The organism is Bacillus cereus group sp. N12 (assembly GCF_016483575.1).
In the GTDB taxonomy this organism is placed as follows: domain Bacteria; phylum Bacillota; class Bacilli; order Bacillales; family Bacillaceae_G; genus Bacillus_A; species Bacillus_A toyonensis.
Genome location: NZ_JAEHBO010000061.1, coordinates 1 through 23,515 on the forward strand (window position 1 = coordinate 1; position 23,515 = coordinate 23,515).

The window sequence follows — 23,515 nt, forward strand, 5'->3', positions numbered from 1 at the left end:
CTTTATTTCAAAGCACGACGTGGTAATTTGTCGATATTCTCTAACATAATACCTGTACCAACCGCAACACATTGCATTGGGTTTTCAGCAATTAATACTGGTACCTTTAATTCTTCTGCTAGAAGCATGTCGATACCGTGTAGTAAAGCTCCACCGCCTGTTAAAATAACACCACGGTCGATAATGTCCGCAGATAGTTCTGGTGGTGTGCGCTCTAGTACGCCTTTTGCAGCTTGTACAATAATAGCCGCGTCTTCTTTTAGTGCTTCTGTAATTTCTTCAGAGCATACTGTAATTGTACGTGGTAAACCTGTTACCATGTCACGTCCACGAATTTCAAGCTCTTCACTACGTGCACCTGGGAATACTGTACCGACTTTAATTTTAATATTTTCTGAAGTACGTTCTCCAATTAATAGCTTATACTTACGTTTAACGTAGTTTAAGATCTCCATATCAAACTTATCGCCAGCCATTTTGATAGAAGAAGAGGTAACAATATCACCCATAGATAGTACAGCGATATCTGTTGTACCTCCACCAATATCAACAACCATGTTACCGCTTGGTTGGAAGATTTCCATACCCGCACCAACTGCGGCTACTTTTGGTTCTTCTTCTAAAAATACTGTTTTACCACCTGAACGTTCAGCAGCTTCACGAATTGCTTTTTGTTCTACTGATGTGATATTTGTTGGACAACAAATTAAAATGCGGGGTTTTGAAAAGAAGCTCTTTACGTCCAACTTGTTAATGAAATACTTTAACATCGCTTCTGTAATTTCGAAATCTGCGATTACACCATCTTTAAGTGGACGAATCGCTACAATATTACCAGGCGTACGTCCCACCATACTTCTTGCTTCTTCACCTACTGCTAATACTTTACCTGTATTACGATCAATTGCCACAACAGATGGCTCATTTAATACAATACCCTTACCTTTAACATGAATTAATACATTAGCCGTACCTAGGTCAATTCCGATATCTCGCGCAAACATTCCCGTCTTTTCCTCCTCGATATTCAAAATCAGGTTACACCCGAATTCTTTTACACCTAATTTCTGATTTTATCATAAATTTAACAGAAACGTAATATTCGCAAAAAGAATTCTTCTGAAAAATATTACCGAATGCACGCGGAATGTTTGCTAACGTATATTTATCTTATATTAACGGAAGGTAAGACTCTCATCTCAAAATCAATCCGACGAGTTTAGAAGAGTTGAGCGAAAGACAAAAAGCCTGCAAACGCCCGATTGCTGAAGACTAATAATCAGTGAGGCATGCCCCACTGATTAAAGTTTCACTTTATTGACGTACAGGCTTTTCTACATCTTCTTTTCTATATTTTTGCTTTGTTGCTTCTCCGCCTCTTAAATGACGAATAGACTTATGATAATCAAGAATTTCTTTCACTTCATTTGCGAGCTCTGGGTTAATTTCTGGTAGACGTTCTGTTAAATCTTTATGGACTGTACTCTTTGATACCCCAAATTCCTTTGCAATTACACGCACTGTCTTTCTTGTCTCCACGATATACTTACCAATCTTGATAGTTCTCTCTTTGATGTAATCGTGCACACCACTCGCCTCCCTAAATTGGATGTGAGAAGTGTGAAATGAGCTTCGCTGCATACGACTAAGAAGTAAGTGTGAGTGCTGTTTGTAAGCGTTAAACATTCTTGGATTTATAATGAAATGATTCACGATTTCTCACCTCAAACACTCTCTTTGCTTTGGTTTATACCATTGTATTGCCCGCACTACTGATATATGCTACATGTTCACTATTTTTGCGGACTAAGTTAAGAAAAATTACGTTTTTTTGTGAGAAATACGTTAACAATGACTATTTTGGCAAAAAAATGACACCTTGTTTAAGAGGTGTCATTCTTCTCGATCATATTCTTCTTCTAACAATTGATGGTGGGGAACTTCCTTCTTACCGGCAATATAATAATACAAAGTAAATAAAACAAACAATAATATAATAGCAATCGACAGAACAAACAAAAACGACACAGTATCCCCTCCCTTTTGTAATATATATTCGAGAATCTCGTCATTTTTCCTTGTTATTGCAACTTTTTTCTCGAAATTGATTATTTTTATATAAAGTTCAACTAATAATCGGGCTTTTACGGGCAGTTAATCCTCCCTAACTTCTTTGCTTTCGCTGAATTTTGAGATCGGGGTCTTACCGCCCGCAAATAGCAGGATAAAAATAAAAAAAATCAGTTCTCCTAATGAGAACTGATTTTTTCACTTTCTTATTCTTGCGAAGAAGAACCGTTAGATGATTCTGTAGAACCATTTGTTGATTTTTCTTCTTTCTTCGGTTCTTCTTTTTTGTCACTAGTCGAACCGCTTGTTGATTTCTCTTCTTTTTGAGACTTATCTTCTGTTTTACTTTCTGGTTTCGTGCTCGTTGACTTCTCTTCTTTTTGAGATTTGTCATCAGCCTTTTTACCAGAAGCATTCGTTGCCTTTGTAGCACCTGCATCAGCTTTAATTTCTGCTACTGATTTATTTAAGTAGCGCTCAGGGTTCACAGCCACATTGTCTTTACGTACTTCAAAGTGAACGTGAGAACCTGCTTCTTTATTCATTGCACTTAGACCGGATTTTCCTAATACTTCACCTTGTGCAACTCTTGCACCTTTTTCTACTTTCACACTGCCTAAGCTTTGATAAGAAACTGCTACACCATTTCCACTATCAACTGTTACAACATAACCAAGAAGTGAATCTTTTTCAGCTTTTGTTACTGTGCCACTTAAAGCAGCAGCAACATTGAACTCTTTTCCATTTTTCGCAGCAATGTCAATTCCTTTATTCGGGGAATATGTGTTGTTATAAAAGACAAGTGCTTTTTCTTGTTCCGCCTCAGTTGCTGCATCTTCATAGAATTTCTTCTGCACGACTACTTCCGCATTAGCGGCTGCTGGCATTTTCACTACTTCTGAAGATTTCGTTACTGGTACTGCTGGATCTTCCGATTGTGTATACGGTGTTGCTTGATCGTGGTTCGGAGTCTTCTTTGGATTAGCTCCTTGGAACCATAGCGCAACCACTAGGATTACCGCTGCACAAGCAATGTACAGTGCCGGAAACACCCATCTTTTTTGAAATAAATGTACTACCTTTTGCGACTTTTTATTATTTCTTCCTCGCATTCCATCATCACCTCAGCAATCATTTTGAACAATATTCATGTATCCTATACAACGTATAACTAATTACTTTTCGACAAATTATGTAAAAATATGTATAGAAATTGTAAAATTTCCGAGGAAATGATGAAAAAAGAAAAAACTGAGCATTTTCAGCTCAGTTTTTAGTCCATTTGTTTCTTTTTGTAAACTACAATACAAAGAATAATTGAAAGTACACACCAAATTATAATATTTATTAAATCACCACTAACAGTTGAAAACCCTTTTCCAGCTAGTAGCTTTGGCATTGCATCCGCAAGATGTTTCGTTGGAAGAAAATCGATTGCTTTTTTTACAAACTCACTTTTAATAAATCCTCCTAACATTGGAGCTAAAAGAAAAATAAATAGAATCGGCATACCTACTACTGATGTTGATGCCGTTGTTTTAGCTATTAATCCAATCGCCGTACCTAACATAAGGAAGAAAAATATGCTAGCAAGTAAAAATAGAACTATTAAAACCATATTCCCCTTTATCACACCTAAAATAGCAAAGTTACTAATACAAATTACAAATGTAATAAGAGCTGTTAATGCGCTTTTTCCTAATAATACTTCTAACGATGATGCTGGCGATAACATCATCACACGTAGCGTGTGCTTTTCTTTTTCTTCCGCAATTAAAGCCGCTTGAACAAAGCTTCCTACCATCGTTAAGGCCATTAAAGTTACCATATTAGCGATTTGCTCTTTCGGCCCATCCATCTGTTGATAAACAAAAGAAAATATAATTGGCATTGCCGCCATTACGAGTACAGATGCATTTGCTTTAATATCCTGTACCTCTTTCCGAAAAATAGCAGAAAATCGTCTCATTGAAAATGTCATTATAATCCCCTCCCAGTAACTTCAATAAAGATATCGCCTAATGTTGGCTCGTGTGAATGAATAGATAGTAATTCGCCTTTTTTCATCCATTCTGAAATACGTTTTGCACCTAATTCATCTTTTTGCACGACTTCTTTTTGCTTATCTTTTAATACGACTTGTATTTGATCTTTCGCGTATTGTAAGCGAAGGTTTTCTGGTGTATCAAGCGCTACAATTTCTCCGCCGCATAGAAAGGCGATACGGTTACAAAGCGTCTCTGCCTCTTCCATATTGTGCGTCGTTAAGAAAATCGTCGTTCCTTCTTTGTTTAAGTCTTTTAAGATTTTATGGATGTTTTGTACGTTAACTGGATCGAGTGCGGATGTTGGTTCGTCTAAGAAGAGGATATCTGGTTTATGAAGGATTGCTCTTGCTAGTGTGACGCGCTGCTTCATTCCCTTTGACAGTTTCTTTACTAATGTTTTTTTATCATCTAATAGATTCACTTGTGCTAGCACTTCATCGATTCGTTCTTTTTTGCAATCGTATAAGTCGCAAAATAATAGTAAGTTATCATAAATGCTAAGTCTTTCATATAAACCGCTGTTGTCTGTTAAAATACCAATTCGTTTATAATCGATGCTACTTGGTCCTGTAATGTCTTTCCCTAATACTCTTACTGTTCCAACACTATGAAGTAATTGAGAAGTTAATATTTTTACTGTTGTTGTTTTACCAGATCCACTCGGTCCGAGGAATCCAAAAATTTCTCCTTGTTTCACCTCAATATTTACATTTCGAAGTGCCGTTTTTTCATTGAAACTTTTCATTACATCTTTCATTTCAATTGCCAATGTCATTTCGTCATCCCCTTTGTTTTTCTTTTATAGATGAAAGTCGCTTTAGCGCTTTTCGTTTGTATGTTTCGCTTTTCTTGACTCAATCATATGAAAAACAATGGGTAGGCGCAGTAAAATACCGGTAAAAGGAGTATTTTTACCGGTGAATGAATCATATTTCAATCCTATTGGAGCACTTTTTATAGCCCAATTACACCTTTTAATTCATCCATTCGTCCTTTTGAAAGCGGAATTGAACTTTTTCTTTCATCATCCAAAATTAAACTAAAACTATTCCGTGTCCACGTAATAACTTCTCGTACTCGTTGTAGATTAACGAGGTACGAACGATGACATCTAAAGAAACCGAATCCTGTTAATCTCGTTTCTAATTCACTTAATGTTAATGCACATACGAAATTACCTTCACGTACATGAATATGTGTCACTCCGTTTTGCGTTTCAATGAAATGAATTTCCATCGGATCAAGTAAAATGATTTTATCGTTCACCTTCGCCGGTATTCTTTCTAATTTCATCTGCGGAATCATTTGAACGACTTTTTCTTCATCGACTTCTTCCACTTCTTCTTGCTCGATTTCGACCTTTTTCACACCATCGTTGTTTAATATGTATACATCTTCTGTTAACGAAAGAGCGTCTGATAGGAAAGAGGACGTAATAAAGATCGCCTTTCCTTTCTCTTTCATTTTCATAATTGCTTTTCGAATGATAATTGTACTTTCTGTATCTACATTTTGCTCCGGTTCTTCCAAAATAACTAAATCCGGATTATGAATCATAACTCGTCCAATATGAAGTCGGCGTTTCTCTGAAAATGACAATTTTTCTACTTTCACGTTTAACTTATCTAGGAGACCAACACATTGTACAACTTCTTCTATACTTATCTTTGATTTATAAAGCCCTAACAAAAATTTAAAATATTCCTTCACCTTCAAACGATCATATGCTTCATCTTTCAAAAAACAAAAACCGATGCTGGAATAATTTTTCTTTCCAATCGCTTCGCCTCCAAATAGCACATTGCCAGTTGAAGCTTCTTCCTCACCAATAATGATACGATGCAACACTTTAGCTGTATGGTTATTACATTGCAAAACAACACATTGTCCTTTCTCAACCTCTAGCTCAATTACTGGTAACTGGTTCGTCTTCCCTAATTGTTTCAACTCCAGTAGCGCCATTTCGTCTCCCCCAAATGCTTTTTATCCTATTATACCAAACAATTAATGGAAAATTTTGATATTTTTATGAAACACATAAAAATAAGGCTATCCAAATGAACAGATAGCCTTATTCTCTATTTTTGTTCTACCATATAAGTTTTGAGTAAATCAGGAAGTGCTCTTTTTAAAAACTTACCTACAAATAATGAAAAAAGGAGCTAATCTTAATTAGCTCCTTTCACGTTCTACTTCTTCACCATCAGTTTTCCCTCATAATCATTCATCGTTTTTATTTCAACGCCTTTATAATAATGAGCGACGATATCTGTATATTTCTTACCTTCCGCTGCCATACCATTCGCACCGTATTGACTCATGCCAACACCATGACCGAAGCCTTTCGTCGTGACAATGATTTTATTGCCCTCTTGTTTCCATGTAAAATCAGAAGAGCGCAAATCTAACTTTTCACGAACTTGTTTTCCTGTTAATGTTTTCTCTTGGAACGCTACATCCTTTACTCTTTTACCCTCCGTAAGATCTTTAATATTTCCAACCTTTCCATCCGCCAGCACTTTCACACCGAGACGTTTTTGAAAATCAGCTACTGTGAACGTTTGCTCGCTTGTAAACTTTGGAGAGGCTTGATCCCACGGGCTATCTACACTTTTCAAATACGGATAATCATTTCCCCAATAATCAGCTGCATTCTCTGTTCGGCCGTTACTCGTTGAGAAGAAAGACGCTGAAATCGGTTTTCCCTCATACGTTAAAACTTGTCCTGCGGTTTTAGAAACGGCTTCCTCGATTTTCTTTAAATTGTTTTCGTAGTTATTGCCCCATTGTTTTTTCAATTCCTCTTTGCTTTTGTACACTTGATCTTTCACCGTATCTACCACATCTGCATTGTTTTTCTTTTCTCCACTTAGCATACGCTGCACCACGAATGTTCTTGCTGCTAATGCCTGTGCCTTTAGCGCCTCTATTTCAAAACTGGCATTCATCTCAGAAGCTACGACACCGGTCACATATTCCTCCACAGGTAATGTTTCTACCTTCTTCTGTTGGTCGCGATATACAGCAACTTGAACTGCTGTATCCACTTTCCCTGGAGCTGGTATACTTTCTATCGCTGGAGGAGTTTTAGAAGCTGCTTCTTCTCCTATTTTTGCTTTCGCAAACGGAATTACAAGAGCAGCGGGTACAATGATAACGAGCGCTATTAAAAGCACTACTATAATGAAAAATGGCTTTGAAAATTTCATCCTATTCCCCCAATATAAAGTTGGCTTCCTTTCATTCTTATGGAACTACGGAATTTTTTAGAACATACTTGGGGGTATCGGTATAGACTGAAGTTTTAATGCGTTGGAGTCTTACTGCCCGTTAATGCGAGATAAAACGAAAATTTTCTAAATATTTTTACTGGTACGTGCATAAGTATAGAGTTTATTGACTATAACAGTAATAACCCAAAAAAAATAGCCTCTATATCAAAAGACATAGAGACTACTTCAATTAAGCGTGAAGATCAGAAACTTCTTGTTCTTTCACTTCTTCTACTTTTTCGTTTACACGTTCAATAGTTGCACCTAATGCAGCTAATTTCTTATGGAAGTCTACATAACCACGGTCAAGATGCTTTAATTCAGTTACACGAGTGTAACCTTCTGATACTAAACCAGCTAAGATTAATGCTGCAGCTGCACGTAAATCAGTTGCACCTACTTCAGCACCTTGTAAGCTGTTTGGACCGTTCATAATAACAGAACGACCTTCGATTTTAATATCAGCATTCATACGACGGAATTCTTCAACGTGCATAAAGCGGTTTTCGAATACCGTTTCTGTAATCATACTTGTTCCATCAGCTTGTAGTAATAATGCCATCATTTGTGATTGCATGTCTGTTGGGAAACCTGGGTGAGGCATAGTTTTAATATCAACCGCTTTTAACTTATCTGGGCCGATAACACGTACACCTTCATTTTCCTCAATAATTTTAACACCCATTTCTTCCATCTTCGCTGTAATTGAGCGTAAATGTTCAGGAACAGCATTTTCAATTAAGATGTCTCCACCAGTAATTGCTGCTGCAACCATGAATGTTCCCGCTTCAATACGGTCAGGAATAATAGAATGGTTTCCACCATATAATTTATCAACGCCTTCGATACGAATCGTTCCAGTTCCAGCTCCGCGTACTTTCGCTCCCATCGCATTTAAGAAGTTAGCTAAGTCAACGATTTCTGGTTCTTTCGCTGCGTTTTCAAGGATTGTTGTCCCTTTTGCTAATGTAGCTGCAGACATAATGTTTTCTGTCGCGCCCACGCTTGGGAAGTCTAAATAAATTTTAGCTCCTTTTAGTTCTCCCTCAACGTATGCCTCAACAAAACCGTTACCAACCTGTACTTTTGCTCCCATTGCTTCGAAGCCTTTTAAATGTTGGTCAATTGGACGTGAACCAATTGCACATCCACCTGGAAGTGCAATACGAGCACGACCGTTACGTGCTAATAATGGTCCCATTACTTGAACAGATGCACGCATTTTACGTACATATTCAAATGGTGCTTCAATGTTTAGTTCTTTAGAAGCATCGATTGTTACTTGGTTATTTTCAAATACGACTTCAGCATTTAAATGACGTAATACCTCATTAATTGTGTATACATCAGACAAAACTGGTACTTCAGATAGTACATTCTTTCCATCACTCGCTAATAGGGCTGCAGCGATTATAGGTAATACAGCATTTTTTGCGCCCTCAACACGCACTGTGCCGTTTAACCGCTTTCCGCCACGGACGATGATCTTTTCCAAATTATTCCCCTCCGTGTCCTTTTTTCAGTATCTATTCACTCAATACTCAGAAGTTATGATCGGTGTGCCAACCACAATTGTATCTTTGTTGTTTGTAGAACGTATTGCTATTTGCACATTTATTTTCTCTCTATTTGTTGAAAGAGCGTCATCCCACTTTTTATTGTATGCGGAGACTGACACAAATGCTCTTTCTTCTACTTGTTCGATCGCTCTTGCTGAAAGATCTTTCAAAACCTGATTGGTTTTATTTTGCAAAACACCTTCAATCTTATCATTCAGTACACCTTGAACACAAGTGTAAATTATAGGTTTTTCATTAAAAATTTTATTCATTTTCTGAACATGCTTCGGGTCCCATTTCGCCCCACTCACTTCAAAAATAATGAAAGTGTTTTCTTTAGTATTTTCCTTACTCCAAGTTACTACTACTCGTTCTTCATATGAAGCAAACTTTTTATAGGATGTAGCTTTATATCCATCTGGAGATTGCTCTAAGTCCCATTTTTGAATATTTGCCTTCCCCTTCACATCGTTTAACAATTTTTGAAACGTATGTATGTTAGAAATTGTTTTTGTTTCTCGCGCTAACCATGACCATTTCTCCACTTTAGCGTCATTTTTCTCTAAAGCCTTAATCATGTTCTCCATTTTCTGTTCATCGCTTATCGGTTTCATCTCTCTATATCCAACCAAAAAGAAAACAACACTCAACGCAACAATAAGAATGGCTTTAAGCTTCAATTTCATCCCCTCCTATCCCCATTGTTAACGGAGATATGAGGTTCTATACACTTACTTTACTAAATACGTTAAACTCTTCGAATAGCCTAAATAATCAAGGAAAAAGTTACTTACAGATGTCCCAATTGCAATTGTAATTAGGATGAGTAATACCCTCGTCTGCAACACTTTTCCAGCTTTCATTAAACGCTCGATGTGAATACCTTGTAAGGCCCACCACGTAATGGTAATAAACAATAAATGCGAAACGATAGCAATCAGTGCTTGTTGCCCTAAAAGTTGTGCCAAAAAATCGACCCCTTTTTACTCGGCTACTACTTACGAAAGAATATAAAAACGATACCATAATAAGTAGGAGCCACACTTTTTCAAATGCAAATAAGCATCTTACATTTTACATCGTAAACTTCTCTCAAAAAAACGTATACCTATATGCATTTTCATTTGCGGCTAACACAAAATAAAAAGCGTAGAGTACCGACTCCACACCTTTTATTTTCACTATTGTACCACGTTCCCCAAGAAGAAGAAATCTTTCATTAATGGAAAATATTCATAAAAGAAATTGTATCCAATCATCGGCATAATCCCTAGTATTACAATCGAAATTGCACAAAGACTCATAACAACCTTTATATTTAATGGCAACCGAATTTTCTCTTCTACTTCTCCCGTCCGGAAAAACATTTGCTGTAAAATACGGAAATAATATACGAATGAAATGACTGTCGTACCCATCATAATAGAAGCTAGTACGTAATGAGCTGACTCTACATGAAGTGCACCTAAAAAGATGTTAATCTTCCCGATGAAACCAGCTGTTCCTGGTATCCCGGCCAACGATAAAATAAAAATCGTCATTACTATCGCTGTAAATGGCGACCTTTTATATAATCCAGTGAAAATAGTGATATTTTCTTTGTCGCTTTGTAAGATTAAGCCGTGGATAATTGCAAATGCGCCTATATTCATAAGCATATAGGCAAGCATGTAAAACCACATGCTATCCATCGTAAATGGTGATAATGCCACAAGTGGAACGAGTAAATACCCCGCATGCGCGATTCCTGAATAAGCAAATAGGCGTTTTACGTTATATTGCTTTAGTGCGACTACATTTCCGATAATCATCGTAATACTTGCTAGAACCGCAATATATATACTCATACGCCCGTATAAAGATTCCATGTCTCCTTGCACCGATACACTTGCAAAAATCATAAGGAACAGACGAATAATGAGTAGGAACCCAGCAATTTTAGAAATCGTTCCAAGGAAAGCAGTAACAGGTGTAGCCGCCCCTTCATACACATCGGGTGCCCACATATGAAACGGTACTGTTGCAATTTTAAACGAGAGCCCAACGAGCAATAGTAGAAATGCGAGAGCTAACAATAACTGAATACCACTAGTTAGCTCCCCGGTGAATACTTTTTGCATATCCACAATATTGGTTGAACCTGTAATACCGTATAAATAACTCATTCCAAAGAGTGTAATCGCCGTTCCAATTCCTCCATTAATGACATATTTCATTGCCGCTTCATTTGATGCACGGTTCCTTTTTCGTATGCCTACTAAAACATAGGAAGAAAGTGATAGTAGCTCTAAACCGACGAAAAGTGTAATAAAATCAACACTAGAAGCCATGAACATCGCCCCAAGAAGGGCCATTAAAAATAAGTAATAATATTCTCCCTTATCTTCAATTGGATTCTTCTTGTCATCGCTCATTGCGGTGCATAAGATGAGGGCCGCTCCGCCTAATAACAACGTTTTAAACCCTTTTGAAAATCCATCTAACACAAACGATCCATTTAAAATATCTCCTGCTGGTTCGCCGTATAGCGTAATTAATGCCACAATTGCTAATACGACAGCGGCGATTGCACTAAGCGCTACATACCTATGGTTCAGCTTAAAAAACAAATCACATATGGAAAGAAGGATGGCAAACCCGAGAATAATGAATTCTGGCACCATGAGATGCCATGATAAGCTCAGTAACGTATCCATATCCATCCTACTTCACCCCCAATGTTTTCAATGTATTTTGAAGCGGATCCCCTAGTATTTCTGGCATTACTCCAATGGCAATAATACAGAAGATAAGCAATAGGACCGGGACGTACTCCCATCCGTGTATATCAGTTTTCGCTTCCCACTCTTTCTTACCGAATGTTACTTGGAGTGTCGCTCTTAATACGTACACAGCGGTTAAAATAATCCCAAGTACACCGACTGCAGCAATGACTGGCTCTCCTTGGAATAAGCCGAGAAAGGCAAGAAACTCACTCACAAATCCAGACATCCCCGGCAGTCCAAGCGATGCCATTCCTCCTGCTAGGAAGAAGCCGCTAAGTATTGGGACACTTTTTGCGAGTCCACCAAGCGCTGTAATATCCGACGTGCCAAAGCGCTGTTCTATAACACCAAGCAAGAAGAAGAGCAAGGCTGCAATTAAACCGTGCGAAACAACTTGGAATAGCGCCCCTTGTGTACCTGGCGCATTAAGTGCCGCAAGCCCCATTAAAACAATTCCCATATGCGAAATACTAGAGTAGGCAAGCACCTTCCTAAAATCCGTTTGGATGAGTGCTAAAAAGGCGCCGTACAATAAGTTGATTACTCCTAAAATCGCAATTAGCGTGGCAAACTCGCGAAAGTATTCTGGGAATAGCCCCTTCCCGAAGCGAATCATCCCGTACGCTCCAATCTTTAGCAAAACGCCCGCATGAAGCATAACTACAGCAGGGTGCGCTTCAATATGCACATTGACCATCCAGCGATGCAACGGGAAAATAGGTAGTTTAATTGCAAAGGCAATCATTATAGCAATAAATACACCAAGCTGTAAGCTACTCGGGACGATCTGTCCTCCCCCAGCACTTACACCTGTTAATATCTCTTTCAATTCCGCAATATTTGTCGTACCTGTTTTCGCGAACAAAATCGAGAAAACGATGAGCAAAATAGCTGATCCAATGCCGTTATATATTAAATAACTATATGCAGCCTTTTCACTCGACAATTTCCCCCACTTGCCAATTAATAAAAACATTGGTGGCAGTGTAATTTCAAAGAAAATAAAGAACAACATTAAATTTTTAGCAGCGAAGACACCGAGCATCCCTATTTCTAGCATGAGCAATAGCATATAAAATGCTTTTAAATTTCTTTTAATGGAAAACGCTGCAATTGCTGCAAGCATCGCTAGAAGGGCTGTCAGCACCATCATTACAAGTGACAAACCATCAATTCCAAGCTCGTAATAAATAGAAAACCATCTTTTATCCACCGCTGCAAAATCACCAAATTTAATCCATTTCACTTTTTCATCAAATAGCGATAGACTCTTTCCAGAAGCATATGTACAAGCGAGGACAGTGGCGATCCCAAATGGAAGCGCCGTCCCAAATAAACCGAGCGCTTGTACTGTACGCGATTCTTTTTTCGGTGTTAATACAAGTAATAGAATCCCTAAAAGTGGGGAGAAAATGAAGAACGTCAACAACAAATCATTCATCGTAAATCCCCTCCCGTATATAGCAAAATAATGACGAGGACCGCGAGCGAAACTGCTGTTACAGTGCCGTACACTTGTACATTCCCGTTTTGAAGCCTCGACAAGGTGCCACTTACCCCTTTAACCAAACTTGCGATTAAAACAGCAATCCCTTCCACAACATATACTTCAAATAAGCGAAGCACATGAGCGATTCCCTTCGTAATAGGAATCACTGTCATATTGTATAGTTCATCCACATAATATTTTTCTTTCAAGAGCTTATGAAGAAATGACCTTTCTCCTCCTGCCCAATTTTTTGAGATAGTTTTCTTTCCATATATGAAATACGCAAGGGCAATCCCCCCAAATGAAACGAGCGTCGCAACAATCATAATCCAAATTGGTCCATGTGCTTCTTCCACTTTAAATTGTATATCCTTCGTCAGCCAATCTCCGAGAAACGTTCCAAACCACGGTGTATTTATATATCCTGCTACTACCGCGAGAACCCCGAGAACAATCATCGGATACGTCATAATACGCGGTGAGTCATGCACGTCTTCCTTCGTCTTCGCTTCCCCAGTAAAGACAAGAAAGTATAGGCGGAACATGTAGAATGCTGTTAGGAATGCCGCAAAGACTGCTAGAACAAATAAAAAGTAATTGCCACTCATCCAAGTTGCTGCCAAAATTTCATCTTTACTAAAAAAACCCGAAAGAAGCGGAACTCCACTAATTGCAAGTGTACCTATTAAAAATAACGTACCCGTTACTTTCATCTTCTTCTGTAAACCGCCCATTTTATTAATGTTTTGCGTATGCACAGCATGAATTACACTTCCTGCTGCCAAGAATAGTAACGCTTTAAAAAAGGCATGTGTCGTTAGATGGAATATACCCGCTACATAACCAGCAGAACCTAAGGCGAGCATCATATACCCGAGCTGGCTAACTGTAGAATAAGCAAGTACCCTCTTTATATCCGTCTGTACGAGACCGATAGAGGCCGCAAATATTGCGGTGAAAGCACCAACAATTGCCACCGTCTGCATTGCCACCGCACTTGCCGAAAATAGCGGGAACATCGTTGCTACTAAATATACACCGGCTGCGACCATCGTTGCCGCATGAATAAGTGCCGAAACAGGCGTTGGCCCCTCCATCGCATCAGGCAACCACGTATGAAGTGGAAATTGACCTGATTTCCCCATCGCCCCGATAAAAATTAATATCGCCGTTATCGTTATCATAGTCGGGGACAGATCGCCTGTATGAATCGCTCTAAAAATTACGTCATACTCAAAACTACCTGCATGCCAAAAGATTAAAATCATCCCAATAAATAAACCAACATCCCCAATACGAGTCATAATAAAAGCCTTTTTCGCAGCAGCCTTCGCTTCTTCCTTAAAGAAATAAAAACCGATGAGTAAAAATGAACCAAGGCCTACTAACTCCCAAAATATATAAAGCTGTAACAAATTCGTCGATATAACAAGCCCGAGCATCGCAAATGTAAAGAGTCCTAAATATGCATAAAAAGTTGGTAATCTTGCGTCACCTTTCATATAACCTTTTGAATACACATGTACAAGTAAGCTCACAAGTGTAACGATAAATAACATTAAAGCCCCTAATGCAGTCACTTCAAAGCCAAATGATATATCAATATCTCCAGTTCTAAGCCATACCCATTTATGCTTCACTGTGACCTTCGAAAATCTTTCTAATAATACAAGTACCGCGAATATAAAGGAGAGAGAGACGAAGAAAATACTAAGTACGCTGCTTCCTTCTCTAATTTTCTTCCCGAACATAATAAGTAAAAAAAACGAAACAAGCGGGAAAAGCGGTATGAGCCATGCATAATCGATCATTGTTTCCTTCCCCCTTTTCGGTCACAATGCTATCCTTTAAGCGTATCCATTTCATCTACATGAACTGTCGTGCGATTACGATACAAAGCAATTAAAATGGCGAGTCCTACCGCCGCCTCCGCTGCCGCTACAGCCATCGTAAACAGCGAGAAGATTTGCCCTGTTAAATTCGGGAACAAACCTAATTTACTAAACGCCACTAAATTTAAATTAGCAGCATTTAGCATTAATTCGATACAAACTAATACGATTACTGTGTTTCGCTTCGTTAAAGCTCCAAATAAACCGATGCAAAACAAAATAATCGCAAGTGTTAAATACGCAGAAGCTGGAACGCTACTCATTGGAATCCTCCTCTTTCTCATCCTTCTTCGCAAGTATAATCGCGCCAACAAGTGCTACAAGTAAAATAACCGAGGTTAACTCAAATGGAATAATGTATTTCGAATAGAGAAGTGTACCGATTTGAAGTGTGTTTTTTTCATGGAGAGGTAAACTTCCTTGTGTGCTTTCATTTGAAAAATCGATACTATTAACAGCGAAATACATAACTGCCCCAAATGCTACAACTGCAAAGAAGATAATCCATTTTCGAAGAGTAAGACGTGATTCATTTTCTGCATTATGTTTCGTTAACATAATGCCAAAAATCATAATAATTGTGATTGCACCAGAGTAAAGTAAAATTTGTGCAACTCCGATAAACTCGGCCGATAAAAGAAAGTACAAACCTGCAATGCTGAGAAATGTCAGAACGAGAGCTAGCATCATATGCATTACTTTCGTTAAGTTCAACATGAGAACACCACCGATAATTGCAGACAAGGATAGTATAAAGAATGCTACAAACTCGCCATTCATGCTTTATTCTCCTTCCTGACGTTTTCATCGTTTTCGTCGAGCCACTGCAAATTTTTAAATAAATCATCACGTGAATATGCTGCGAGTTCAAAGTTATTTGTCATAACAATTGCCTCTGTCGGGCAAACTTCTGTACATAAATCGCAAAGTATACAAATTTCAAAATTAATATCATACGTATCAATAATTTTCCCTTTTTTCGCAGGGTCAGGATGTTTCTTTCCCGTCAATTGAATGCAATCTGTCGGACAAATGTTAGAACACTGATTACAAACAATACATTTCTCTGGATAAAATTTTTGAATCCCTCTAAAGCGATCTGGCAACGGCAACGGCTGATTTGGATAATCATACGTCACCTTTTTCTTACTCAAATTACTCAGCGTATATTTTAAACCTTTAAATAACCCTTTCATCTCTTACTGGCACCCCCTTCATAGATTAGAAGAATAGCTCCTTAATCAATGCCGTTAAGAAAATATTTGCAAGTGCGATTGGTAATAATACTTTCCAGCCAAACTCCATTAACTGGTCACCCCTTATACGCGGGAACGTAACGCGGAACCAAATTAATAGAAAGACTACACTGCTAAATTTCAAAGCAAACCATACGGCACCTGGGATAAATCCAAGAAACATGACTGGATTCCAGCCGCCTAAAAAAAGTACTGTAATTAAAGAGGCCATTCCGAAGAAATATACATACTCTGAAAGCATGAAAAACGCCCAGCGAAAACCTGAGTATTCCGTATGATATCCAGAAACAAGTTCTGACTCCGCTTCTGGTAAATCAAACGGCATCCTATTTAACTCTGCTACTGCTGCGATTAAGAAAACGACGAATCCAATTGGCTGTACGAAAATGTACCAAACTTTCTCCTGCGCCGCTACAATTTCATTTAGATTCAAGCTACCAGCTAGCAAAACGATACCAATTACGCTCATTACAAGCGGAATTTCATAAGAAATCATTTGCGCCGCCGCGCGCATCCCTCCTAAAAGGGAATATTTATTATTTGATGCCCATCCCCCAGTTACGACACCAATTGTCGTAATCCCAGAAACAGCAATGTAATACAGCAATCCGACACCAATATCCGCGAACTGAAATTTATCGGTAAACGGGATAACCGCAAGTACCATAAATGCTGGCGCAAATGCAATGACAGGTGCTAATATGAACAACGGTTTATCTGCAGCTTTCGGAATACTATCTTCTTTCAATAATAGTTTCAAAACATCAGCTACCGTTTGCAGTAAACCGAACCGCCCTCCAACTTGGTTTGGTCCAATCCGCCCTTGCATAAATCCCATCACTTTCCGTTCTGCCAAAATACCATATGTAACGAAGCCAAGGACTGCAAATAGTAGAAGCACTGCTAATCCGAAAAAAATGAAGAAATTCGTCCAGCTTGAAGGTGATTGTAAGAGCGTCTCAATCATTAGCCATCGACCTCCCCAAGTACAATATCGACTCCACCTAAAATCGTAATTAAATTGGCGATGTTTTCACCCTTCAATAGCTTCGGTAAAATTTGCAAGTTATAAAAAGAAGGTCTGCGGAATTTCAGACGATACGGCTCTTTCTTTCCGTCACTAGCGATATAGCAACCAATCTCCCCGCGTGGTGATTCTATACGGACAAACGCTTCCCCCTTAGGCGCCTTAATAATTTTCGGCACTTTCGCCAGTACGGCTCCGTCCTTTGGAAACTGCTGGACTGCTTGCTCTACAATTTTTAACGACTCTTCAATTTCCTCCATTCGGCAAACGTAGCGATCCCAAGCATCTCCCACGCTCCCAACAGGAATATCAAAATTAAAACGATCATAAATCGAATACGGCTCTTCTTTGCGAAGATCCCAGTTTACTCCGGTACACCGCAAATTCGCTCCGCTTAAAGAATACGAAATTGCTTCTTCCGCGCTATATATGCCAACGCCCTTCACGCGATTCAAGAAAATCTCATTACCACTAACAAGGTCGTGATAACCTGCCAATTGCTCTCTCATGTATGGAACAAACTCTTCCACTTTTTCAATCCAACCATCCGGCGCATCCCACTTCACACCGCCAACTCTCATATAGTTAAAAGTAAGCCGTGCCCCGCATAATTCATTTAATAAATTTATAATCATCTCTCGTTCACGAAACGCGTACAAAAACGGGCTGACCGCTCCTATATCAAGAAGATTTGTACCCCACCAAACGAGATGGCTCGCAATTCTTCCCAGCTCCATCGCAAGTACTCGCAAGTATTCGGCACGCTCCGGAATTTCAAGTCCCATCATCGTCTCTACAGCATGGCAAATGACGTAATTATTCGTCATTGCTGATAAATAGTCCATTCGATCTGTATAAGGGATAATTTGTGTATACTGTAAGCTCTCAGCGATCTTTTCAGTCCCGCGATGCAAATACCCAATAACCGGTGTAGCTTCTTTAATAATTTCCCCGTCAATCTTAATTACGAGCCTGAACACACCGTGTGTACTCGGATGCTGAGGTCCTACATTCAAAAGCATCTCTTCCGTGCGGATCATAGCTACACCTCCACATCATACGGTTCATAGTCTTTTCTAAGCGGATATCCTACCCAATCATCTGGCATTAAAATACGCGTTAAATTCGGATGCCCTTTAAATACAATGCCGAGCAAATCATACGCTTCTCGCTCCGGCCAGTCAGCCCCTTTCCACAGCGCTGTTACCGATTCAACTTGCGGCACTTCTCTATCCAGCTTTACCTTCACCGCTACAGACTGTTTCTTTCCATATGAAAATAAATGAACATACACTTCCATATGAGTCACAAAATCTGTCGCATGTAGCTCTGACATATAATCAAAAGCAAGTCCCTCATGGAATCGTAGTAACTCCATCACCTCATAATATTTTGAAGGATCCACCACAAGAGTTGGTACATCTTTTGAAAGTTTATTAATATAGGAATCTACTAATGTGCTACCTCCTAATTTACCCCTAATAACCTCAACATACTGATTGAGATACGGCTGATTAACGGACGACTCTTCTTGCTTCGGTACATCTTCCTTTTCACTTTCAGCACCCTTCGTCTTCGCCCTTGCCGCCGCAGCCGCTTTCGCCTTCGCTGCTGCAATTGACTTCGCCTTTTCATCTCCCAAATTTCCATCACCTTGCGAAGCTTTCTGTTTCGCTAGCGCCGCTGCTTTTGCTTTCGCAGCTGCCACGGCCTTCGCCTTCGCTTTAGCCTTTTCTTCTTCCGTTACCTCTTCTGTTCCTTCTCTTTTTTGCTTCGCTAGCGCCGCCGCTTTTGCTTTCGCAGCTGCGGCTGCCTTCGCCTTCGCTTTGGCCTTTTCTTCCGTTACTTCTTCTGTCCCTTCTCTTTTCTGCTTCGCGAGCGCAGCTACTTTTGCTTTCGCAGCTGCCACGGCCTTCGCCTTCGCTTTGGCCTTTTCTTCTTCCGTTACCTCTTCTGTTCCTTCTCTTTTTTGCTTCGCTAGCGCCGCTGCTTTTGCTTTCGCAGCAGCTGCTGCACGTTGTTTTACTTCTTCTACAGTCATTCCATCAATTTTTGGTAGCGCTTTCTCTTTTTCTTGATTTTCTCCCTCAAGCTTACTTATTTCCGCATCATGTTTCGCAACAAGACGTTTTCTCGCTTCCTCTTTCGCGCGCCTAGCAGCTTCTCTTTTCAGATCCTCTAAATCTTTATTTGGATTACTCATTTATTCGTCACCTGCTTCCCTGTCTTTGCCTCGTAACGAATTTTCTCTTTCAACTTATTAATTCCATAAATTAAAGCTGCAGGGTTTGGTGGGCATCCAGGAATATACACATCAACTGGTACAATTTGATCTACACCTTTCACAACAGCGTACGAATTCACATACGGACCACCAGCAGTCGCACAAGATCCCATCGCAATAACCCATTTCGGTTCAGGCATTTGATCATATAAACGCCTAACAATAGGAGCCATCTTCTTCGTTACCGTTCCCGACACAATCATGACATCTGATTGCCTTGGTGAAGTCCGAAAAAATGACCCAAATCGATCTAAATCGTAATGTGATGAACCTACTCCCATCATTTCAATCGCACAGCATGCCAGTCCGAATGTCATCGGCCATAAAGAATTACTCCTCGCCCACCCTTTTAACTGCTCCAATGTAGAAAAAAAGATATTTCTCTCTAATTCCGCTCGCTCATTTGGATGTAGTGCCTCAAAATTTATAACCATTGTAACACCTTCTTTTTCCAAGCATAAGCTAATCCAACTAGCAACATTACAACAAAGATGAGCATTTCAATTAATGCAAATAAACCTAGCTTGTCATATGCAACAGCCCATGGATATAGAAATAAAGTTTCTACATCAAAGATGACAAACAATAAAGCGAAAATATAGTAACGAGCATGAAACCGAATATTTGCATCATGAAAAGGCTCAATTCCACTCTCATACGTCGTCGCTTTTGCTGCACTTGGTTTGTTTGGGCGCAGCATCCTTCCTAATGTAAGAGCCACTACCGGCAGTAATATGCCTACTAGCAAGAAAATCAAAACGATCATATAACTATTTTCATATACACTTGCCATTGTGAAACCCTCCCCCCTAAATTAAGAACAAGTTCACTTAGTAAACAATATGTCCCAGTTGCGACAAATATTATTTTTAAATTTTTCTAAATAATTAAACTATTTTATTTATTATAGCAAACTTCAAATTCCTATGTCGATATGTTGAGGACAGAAACAAGAATTATTAAAATCTATTTTTATAACTCGCTATACCTGTGCAAAATAAGTATAGAATTTATATATATTTTTTAGGCAATCGCAAAAAATAAAAAGGAAGTTTATATGTATATACCGTAGGTGATATAAATGAAAAAACATACACATGTAAGTATTCTTATAAGCGTTTTATTGTTTTCTATCGCAATTCATTACGTAGCCATGCTCTTTCTATATGAATACTCATTTCCCTTTCAAATATTAATCGGAATGAGTACCTTATTAATTGATATTATCGCTTGTAGTTATATATTTTATTTTACAAATACGAAACAAGGGCTATCCCGTTTATTTTGGATCATATTATCTGTTGGGGCTCTCTCTTATTTCATTGGTGATATAGTTGTTTCCTATCAACGTTTAATTTTAAAGGACTACTATACGTTTGTTGATCCGTCTGACTTTTTTTACCTACTTTTTTTAATTAGCTTTGCACTTGCCTTTCTATACGAGATCATTTATAACCGGGACTTATTAGAAAAGCTTTTTATGATATGTGATATTTGTATTATCGTTACAGCCCAATTTACTTTAAGTTACTACTTACTTATTGAGCAAACCATTCACGTTTTTACAACATCCTACATCGATATATTTGTTCAACTTACCTATCCAATGGCTGATTTACTCTTTCTTTTAATTGGAATCAACCTTTTATTCAGACCATTATCCTTATTACCAAAACAAGTTGGTGCACTTCTTGGTAGTGCTTTAATTTTGTATGCTACTACAGATGCTATTTATGCTTATATAAAATATTTCACACCAGCGTATTCTATGTTTACAGTTACTCCGTTCTATCAAGTGGTTTTAGTGCTAGCAGCAATCGCCTGTATTCTTCATACGAAAGAGCCTGAAAAACAAGAGCAGGTACTATTAACACCTAAATTCGGTGAATCAATCCGATTATCATTACCTTATATTTCTGTAGTAATGCTTATTATTTTTATATTGGCCGAATATGTTTTTGCCCCCATTGTAGTAATCGGGCTTATAATAACTTTCACTTTCGTTCTCATACGCCATAGTTTAGTTCGAAAACAAAATAAAATATTATTACTAGCCCAAATGCAATTCAACTTGGAACTCGAGAAACAAATTGAACTACGTACAGAAGATTTAGTAGAACAAAAAAATGAGCTCTATCATAACCAACAAATGTTTAAATCTTTATACGAGCACCATCCAGATCCAATCTTCACATTAGATTTGTACGGCAATTTTCTTAAAGTTAATAACGCTGGTACTACTTTACTAGGGTATCAAACGAATGAATTATTAAATCAACCTTACTACTCACTCATATACGAAGAAGATTTAGAAGAAATTATTAACGCCTTTCATCGCGTAAAAAAGGGGAATTCTATCTCTTTAGAAATACGAGCGTATCACAAAAACAGAGATATTTACTACTTGCATGTTACAGCTGTTCCCATCTTTTTAAAGGATCATATTTCAGGGGTCTATTTAATGATTAAAGATATTACGGAAAGCAAACAACAACAAGAACAAATTAATTTCCTAGCATATCATGATACTTTAACTGAACTTGCAAATCGCCGTGCATTTCATCAATATTTAGAAAAGGCGATTGCACGTGCAAAAATATCGAAAAGCTCCTTTGCTGTTATGTTTCTCGATTTAGACCGCTTTAAGGTTATTAATGATACTCTCGGGCATCGGGTGGGAGACCTCCTATTAATTGCAGTAGCCAAAAGGCTTGAACGATTATCAACACAGCATATGAAACTTGCTCGACTAGCTGGAGATGAGTTCACAATCCTCATCGAAAATTATAAAAAAAGGACAGATGTAAAAAAAATAGCTGATATGATTGTAGCGGCCATGAACAAACCATTCGAAATCGAAAATCAGCATTTACGAATCTCACCGAGTATCGGGATTGCAATATACCCTGAAGCGGGCGAAGACCCACTTTCTATTTTACAACATGCCGATATGGCCATGTACGAAGCAAAAAATAAAGGAAAAAATCGTAGCTCTCTTTATACGAAAGAACTATATAAGAAAATAGAACGAAAAGCTCGAATCGAAAAGGATTTGCCACTCGCTTTAGTAAACAAGGAATTTTATCTCGTCTATCAACCACAAATTGATACGACAACAAATAAAATTATCGGTGCTGAAGCATTAATACGTTGGAAACATCCACTATTAGGTGACATTTCACCATGTGAGTTCATTCCAATTGTAGAAGAAACGCCACAAGTCGTTCCACTTGGACATTGGGTATTAAAAGAAGCCTGTCTCCAATTAAAAATATGGCATACCTTTGGCTATCAAAATTTAAAAATAAGCGTTAATTTATCAGCAAAAGAGTTCCAACAAAATCAATTAATCGAAAACATTTCAAAAATATTAAACGACGTGCAGGTTGATCCAAAACATGTCACACTTGAGTTAACAGAACGAATTGCGATGATTAATGAAAAAGAAACACTATCGAGACTGAAGCAATTAAAAGAATATGGCATTCGAACGGCAATTGATGACTTCGGTACTGGCTATTCTTCTCTCGCTTATTTATCAATTTTCCCTATCGATACATTAAAGGTACCAAGAGAATTTACACAACTAGCCGATCATCGCCCTGAAGAAAGAGCCATCTTTTCCACTATCCTTTCTCTTGCAAATACTTTAAATCTCTCTGTCATTGCTGAAGGAATTGAAACGGAAAAACAACTTAAGTTTCTACAAAAAAACAACTGTAAATATATGCAAGGTTACTATTTCAGTAAACCTTTAACAAGTAAACAGTTTATAAAATTTCTACAAAAAACACCCAGTATGAACAATTAATTCACACTGGGTGTTTTTATCCTGCTATTTGCGAGAGTGAAA

General features: G+C 38.3%; 23 protein-coding genes. 1 reads left to right on the top strand and 22 read right to left on the bottom strand.

What is annotated here, in order from left to right:
* Positions 1 to 2: 2 nt before the first annotated feature.
* From mreB to nuoA, 22 genes are all read right to left on the bottom strand, one after another.
* Positions 3 to 1,004, bottom strand: coding sequence for a rod shape-determining protein (gene mreB, locus JDS92_RS22100; RefSeq protein ID WP_000457991.1), 1,002 nt, complete (start codon positions 1,002 to 1,004; stop codon positions 3 to 5).
* Positions 1,005 to 1,314: 310 nt separating this feature from the next.
* The gene (spoIIID, locus tag JDS92_RS22105) at positions 1,315 to 1,587 is read right to left on the bottom strand and encodes a sporulation transcriptional regulator SpoIIID (protein ID WP_000544012.1); all 273 of its coding nucleotides are present in this window, start codon (positions 1,585 to 1,587) and stop codon (positions 1,315 to 1,317) included.
* Between the two features lie 306 nt (positions 1,588 to 1,893).
* Positions 1,894 to 2,028, bottom strand: a complete 135-nt coding sequence (locus tag JDS92_RS22110; RefSeq protein ID WP_000008898.1) for a hypothetical protein — start codon at positions 2,026 to 2,028, stop codon at positions 1,894 to 1,896.
* Positions 2,029 to 2,276: 248 nt separating this feature from the next.
* Positions 2,277 to 3,182, bottom strand: a complete 906-nt coding sequence (locus JDS92_RS22115) for a stage II sporulation protein SpoIIQ (protein WP_199632508.1) — start codon at positions 3,180 to 3,182, stop codon at positions 2,277 to 2,279.
* Between the two features lie 161 nt (positions 3,183 to 3,343).
* Positions 3,344 to 4,051 carry an ABC transporter permease gene (locus JDS92_RS22120; RefSeq protein WP_199632509.1) on the bottom strand — a complete coding sequence of 236 codons (708 nt, stop codon included), beginning with the start codon at positions 4,049 to 4,051 and terminating at the stop codon, positions 3,344 to 3,346.
* Positions 4,051 to 4,893, bottom strand: coding sequence for an ABC transporter ATP-binding protein (locus tag JDS92_RS22125; protein WP_000170852.1), 843 nt, complete (start codon positions 4,891 to 4,893; stop codon positions 4,051 to 4,053). Before JDS92_RS22125 ends, JDS92_RS22120 begins: the two co-directional genes overlap by 1 nt.
* A gap of 179 nt (positions 4,894 to 5,072) precedes the next feature.
* Positions 5,073 to 6,080, bottom strand: coding sequence for a LytTR family transcriptional regulator DNA-binding domain-containing protein (locus JDS92_RS22130; RefSeq protein WP_199632510.1), 1,008 nt, complete (start codon positions 6,078 to 6,080; stop codon positions 5,073 to 5,075).
* A 227-nt stretch (positions 6,081 to 6,307) separates the two neighbouring features.
* The gene (spoIID, locus tag JDS92_RS22135) at positions 6,308 to 7,327 is read right to left on the bottom strand and encodes a stage II sporulation protein D (RefSeq protein WP_199632511.1); all 1,020 of its coding nucleotides are present in this window, start codon (positions 7,325 to 7,327) and stop codon (positions 6,308 to 6,310) included.
* A 253-nt stretch (positions 7,328 to 7,580) separates the two neighbouring features.
* Positions 7,581 to 8,885 carry a UDP-N-acetylglucosamine 1-carboxyvinyltransferase gene (gene murA / locus JDS92_RS22140; RefSeq protein ID WP_000411268.1) on the bottom strand — a complete coding sequence of 435 codons (1,305 nt, stop codon included), beginning with the start codon at positions 8,883 to 8,885 and terminating at the stop codon, positions 7,581 to 7,583.
* A 39-nt stretch (positions 8,886 to 8,924) separates the two neighbouring features.
* A complete protein-coding gene (locus tag JDS92_RS22145) occupies positions 8,925 to 9,629 on the bottom strand; it encodes a YwmB family TATA-box binding protein (RefSeq protein ID WP_000767897.1) in 705 nt (234 codons plus the stop codon).
* A gap of 51 nt (positions 9,630 to 9,680) precedes the next feature.
* Positions 9,681 to 9,917 (bottom strand): DUF1146 family protein, encoded by a 237-nt coding sequence (locus JDS92_RS22150; RefSeq protein WP_000057885.1) that lies wholly within the window; start codon positions 9,915 to 9,917, stop codon positions 9,681 to 9,683.
* 213 nt (positions 9,918 to 10,130) lie between these two features.
* Positions 10,131 to 11,645, bottom strand: coding sequence for an NADH-quinone oxidoreductase subunit NuoN (gene nuoN / locus JDS92_RS22155; protein ID WP_374191344.1), 1,515 nt, complete (start codon positions 11,643 to 11,645; stop codon positions 10,131 to 10,133).
* A gap of 7 nt (positions 11,646 to 11,652) precedes the next feature.
* A complete protein-coding gene (locus tag JDS92_RS22160; RefSeq protein ID WP_199632513.1) occupies positions 11,653 to 13,155 on the bottom strand; it encodes an NADH-quinone oxidoreductase subunit M in 1,503 nt (500 codons plus the stop codon).
* On the bottom strand, positions 13,152 to 15,014 hold the full coding sequence (nuoL, locus tag JDS92_RS22165; protein WP_199632514.1) for an NADH-quinone oxidoreductase subunit L: 1,863 nt from the start codon (positions 15,012 to 15,014) through the stop codon (positions 13,152 to 13,154). The genes JDS92_RS22160 and nuoL overlap by 4 nt, the downstream gene beginning before the upstream one ends.
* Before the next feature lie 29 nt (positions 15,015 to 15,043).
* The gene (gene nuoK, locus JDS92_RS22170) at positions 15,044 to 15,358 is read right to left on the bottom strand and encodes an NADH-quinone oxidoreductase subunit NuoK (protein WP_000100078.1); all 315 of its coding nucleotides are present in this window, start codon (positions 15,356 to 15,358) and stop codon (positions 15,044 to 15,046) included.
* Positions 15,351 to 15,875, bottom strand: a complete 525-nt coding sequence (locus JDS92_RS22175) for an NADH-quinone oxidoreductase subunit J (protein WP_001012818.1) — start codon at positions 15,873 to 15,875, stop codon at positions 15,351 to 15,353. The genes nuoK and JDS92_RS22175 overlap by 8 nt, the downstream gene beginning before the upstream one ends.
* Entirely contained in the window at positions 15,872 to 16,291 is a 420-nt protein-coding gene (gene nuoI, locus JDS92_RS22180) for an NADH-quinone oxidoreductase subunit NuoI (RefSeq protein WP_000677188.1), read from the bottom strand. The genes JDS92_RS22175 and nuoI overlap by 4 nt, the downstream gene beginning before the upstream one ends.
* A 25-nt stretch (positions 16,292 to 16,316) precedes the next feature.
* The gene (nuoH, locus tag JDS92_RS22185) at positions 16,317 to 17,318 is read right to left on the bottom strand and encodes an NADH-quinone oxidoreductase subunit NuoH (protein ID WP_199632515.1); all 1,002 of its coding nucleotides are present in this window, start codon (positions 17,316 to 17,318) and stop codon (positions 16,317 to 16,319) included.
* Positions 17,318 to 18,418, bottom strand: a complete 1,101-nt coding sequence (gene nuoD / locus JDS92_RS22190) for an NADH-quinone oxidoreductase subunit NuoD (RefSeq protein WP_199632516.1) — start codon at positions 18,416 to 18,418, stop codon at positions 17,318 to 17,320. Before nuoD ends, nuoH begins: the two co-directional genes overlap by 1 nt.
* Positions 18,419 to 18,420: 2 nt before the next feature.
* Positions 18,421 to 19,581, bottom strand: a complete 1,161-nt coding sequence (locus JDS92_RS22195) for an NADH-quinone oxidoreductase subunit C (protein WP_199632517.1) — start codon at positions 19,579 to 19,581, stop codon at positions 18,421 to 18,423.
* Entirely contained in the window at positions 19,578 to 20,096 is a 519-nt protein-coding gene (nuoB, locus tag JDS92_RS22200; protein ID WP_000236327.1) for an NADH-quinone oxidoreductase subunit NuoB, read from the bottom strand. The genes JDS92_RS22195 and nuoB overlap by 4 nt, the downstream gene beginning before the upstream one ends.
* On the bottom strand, positions 20,087 to 20,455 hold the full coding sequence (nuoA, locus tag JDS92_RS22205; RefSeq protein WP_000179277.1) for an NADH-quinone oxidoreductase subunit NuoA: 369 nt from the start codon (positions 20,453 to 20,455) through the stop codon (positions 20,087 to 20,089). The genes nuoB and nuoA overlap by 10 nt, the downstream gene beginning before the upstream one ends.
* Before the next feature lie 288 nt (positions 20,456 to 20,743).
* Here nuoA and JDS92_RS22210 point away from each other — a divergent pair, with 288 nt between their 5' ends.
* Positions 20,744 to 23,473: an EAL domain-containing protein gene (locus tag JDS92_RS22210; protein WP_097958210.1), complete on the top strand. Its 2,730-nt coding sequence runs from the start codon at positions 20,744 to 20,746 to the stop codon at positions 23,471 to 23,473.
* Positions 23,474 to 23,515 lie beyond the last annotated feature (42 nt).

Bases quoted from the DNA above. Each gene is read 5' to 3' on its own strand.
- JDS92_RS22210 (WP_097958210.1), top strand. From the start codon at position 20,744: ATGAAAAAACATACACATGTAAGTATTCTTATAAGCGTTTTATTGTTT.
- nuoH (WP_199632515.1), bottom strand. From the start codon at position 17,318: ATGATTGAGACGCTCTTACAATCACCTTCAAGCTGGACGAATTTCTTC.
- JDS92_RS22175 (WP_001012818.1), bottom strand. From the start codon at position 15,875: ATGAATGGCGAGTTTGTAGCATTCTTTATACTATCCTTGTCTGCAATT.
- JDS92_RS22130 (WP_199632510.1), bottom strand. From the start codon at position 6,080: ATGGCGCTACTGGAGTTGAAACAATTAGGGAAGACGAACCAGTTACCA.
- JDS92_RS22120 (WP_199632509.1), bottom strand. From the start codon at position 4,051: ATGACATTTTCAATGAGACGATTTTCTGCTATTTTTCGGAAAGAGGTA.
- JDS92_RS22115 (WP_199632508.1), bottom strand. From the start codon at position 3,182: ATGCGAGGAAGAAATAATAAAAAGTCGCAAAAGGTAGTACATTTATTT.
- mreB (WP_000457991.1), bottom strand. From the start codon at position 1,004: ATGTTTGCGCGAGATATCGGAATTGACCTAGGTACGGCTAATGTATTA.
- nuoL (WP_199632514.1), bottom strand. From the start codon at position 15,014: ATGATCGATTATGCATGGCTCATACCGCTTTTCCCGCTTGTTTCGTTT.
- nuoD (WP_199632516.1), bottom strand. From the start codon at position 18,418: ATGATCCGCACGGAAGAGATGCTTTTGAATGTAGGACCTCAGCATCCG.
- JDS92_RS22195 (WP_199632517.1), bottom strand. From the start codon at position 19,581: ATGAGTAATCCAAATAAAGATTTAGAGGATCTGAAAAGAGAAGCTGCT.
- nuoA (WP_000179277.1), bottom strand. From the start codon at position 20,455: ATGGCAAGTGTATATGAAAATAGTTATATGATCGTTTTGATTTTCTTG.
- nuoI (WP_000677188.1), bottom strand. From the start codon at position 16,291: ATGAAAGGGTTATTTAAAGGTTTAAAATATACGCTGAGTAATTTGAGT.
- spoIID (WP_199632511.1), bottom strand. From the start codon at position 7,327: ATGAAATTTTCAAAGCCATTTTTCATTATAGTAGTGCTTTTAATAGCG.
- nuoN (WP_374191344.1), bottom strand. From the start codon at position 11,645: ATGGATACGTTACTGAGCTTATCATGGCATCTCATGGTGCCAGAATTC.
- JDS92_RS22160 (WP_199632513.1), bottom strand. From the start codon at position 13,155: ATGAATGATTTGTTGTTGACGTTCTTCATTTTCTCCCCACTTTTAGGG.
- nuoK (WP_000100078.1), bottom strand. From the start codon at position 15,358: ATGAGTAGCGTTCCAGCTTCTGCGTATTTAACACTTGCGATTATTTTG.
- nuoB (WP_000236327.1), bottom strand. From the start codon at position 20,096: ATGGTTATAAATTTTGAGGCACTACATCCAAATGAGCGAGCGGAATTA.
- JDS92_RS22125 (WP_000170852.1), bottom strand. From the start codon at position 4,893: ATGACATTGGCAATTGAAATGAAAGATGTAATGAAAAGTTTCAATGAA.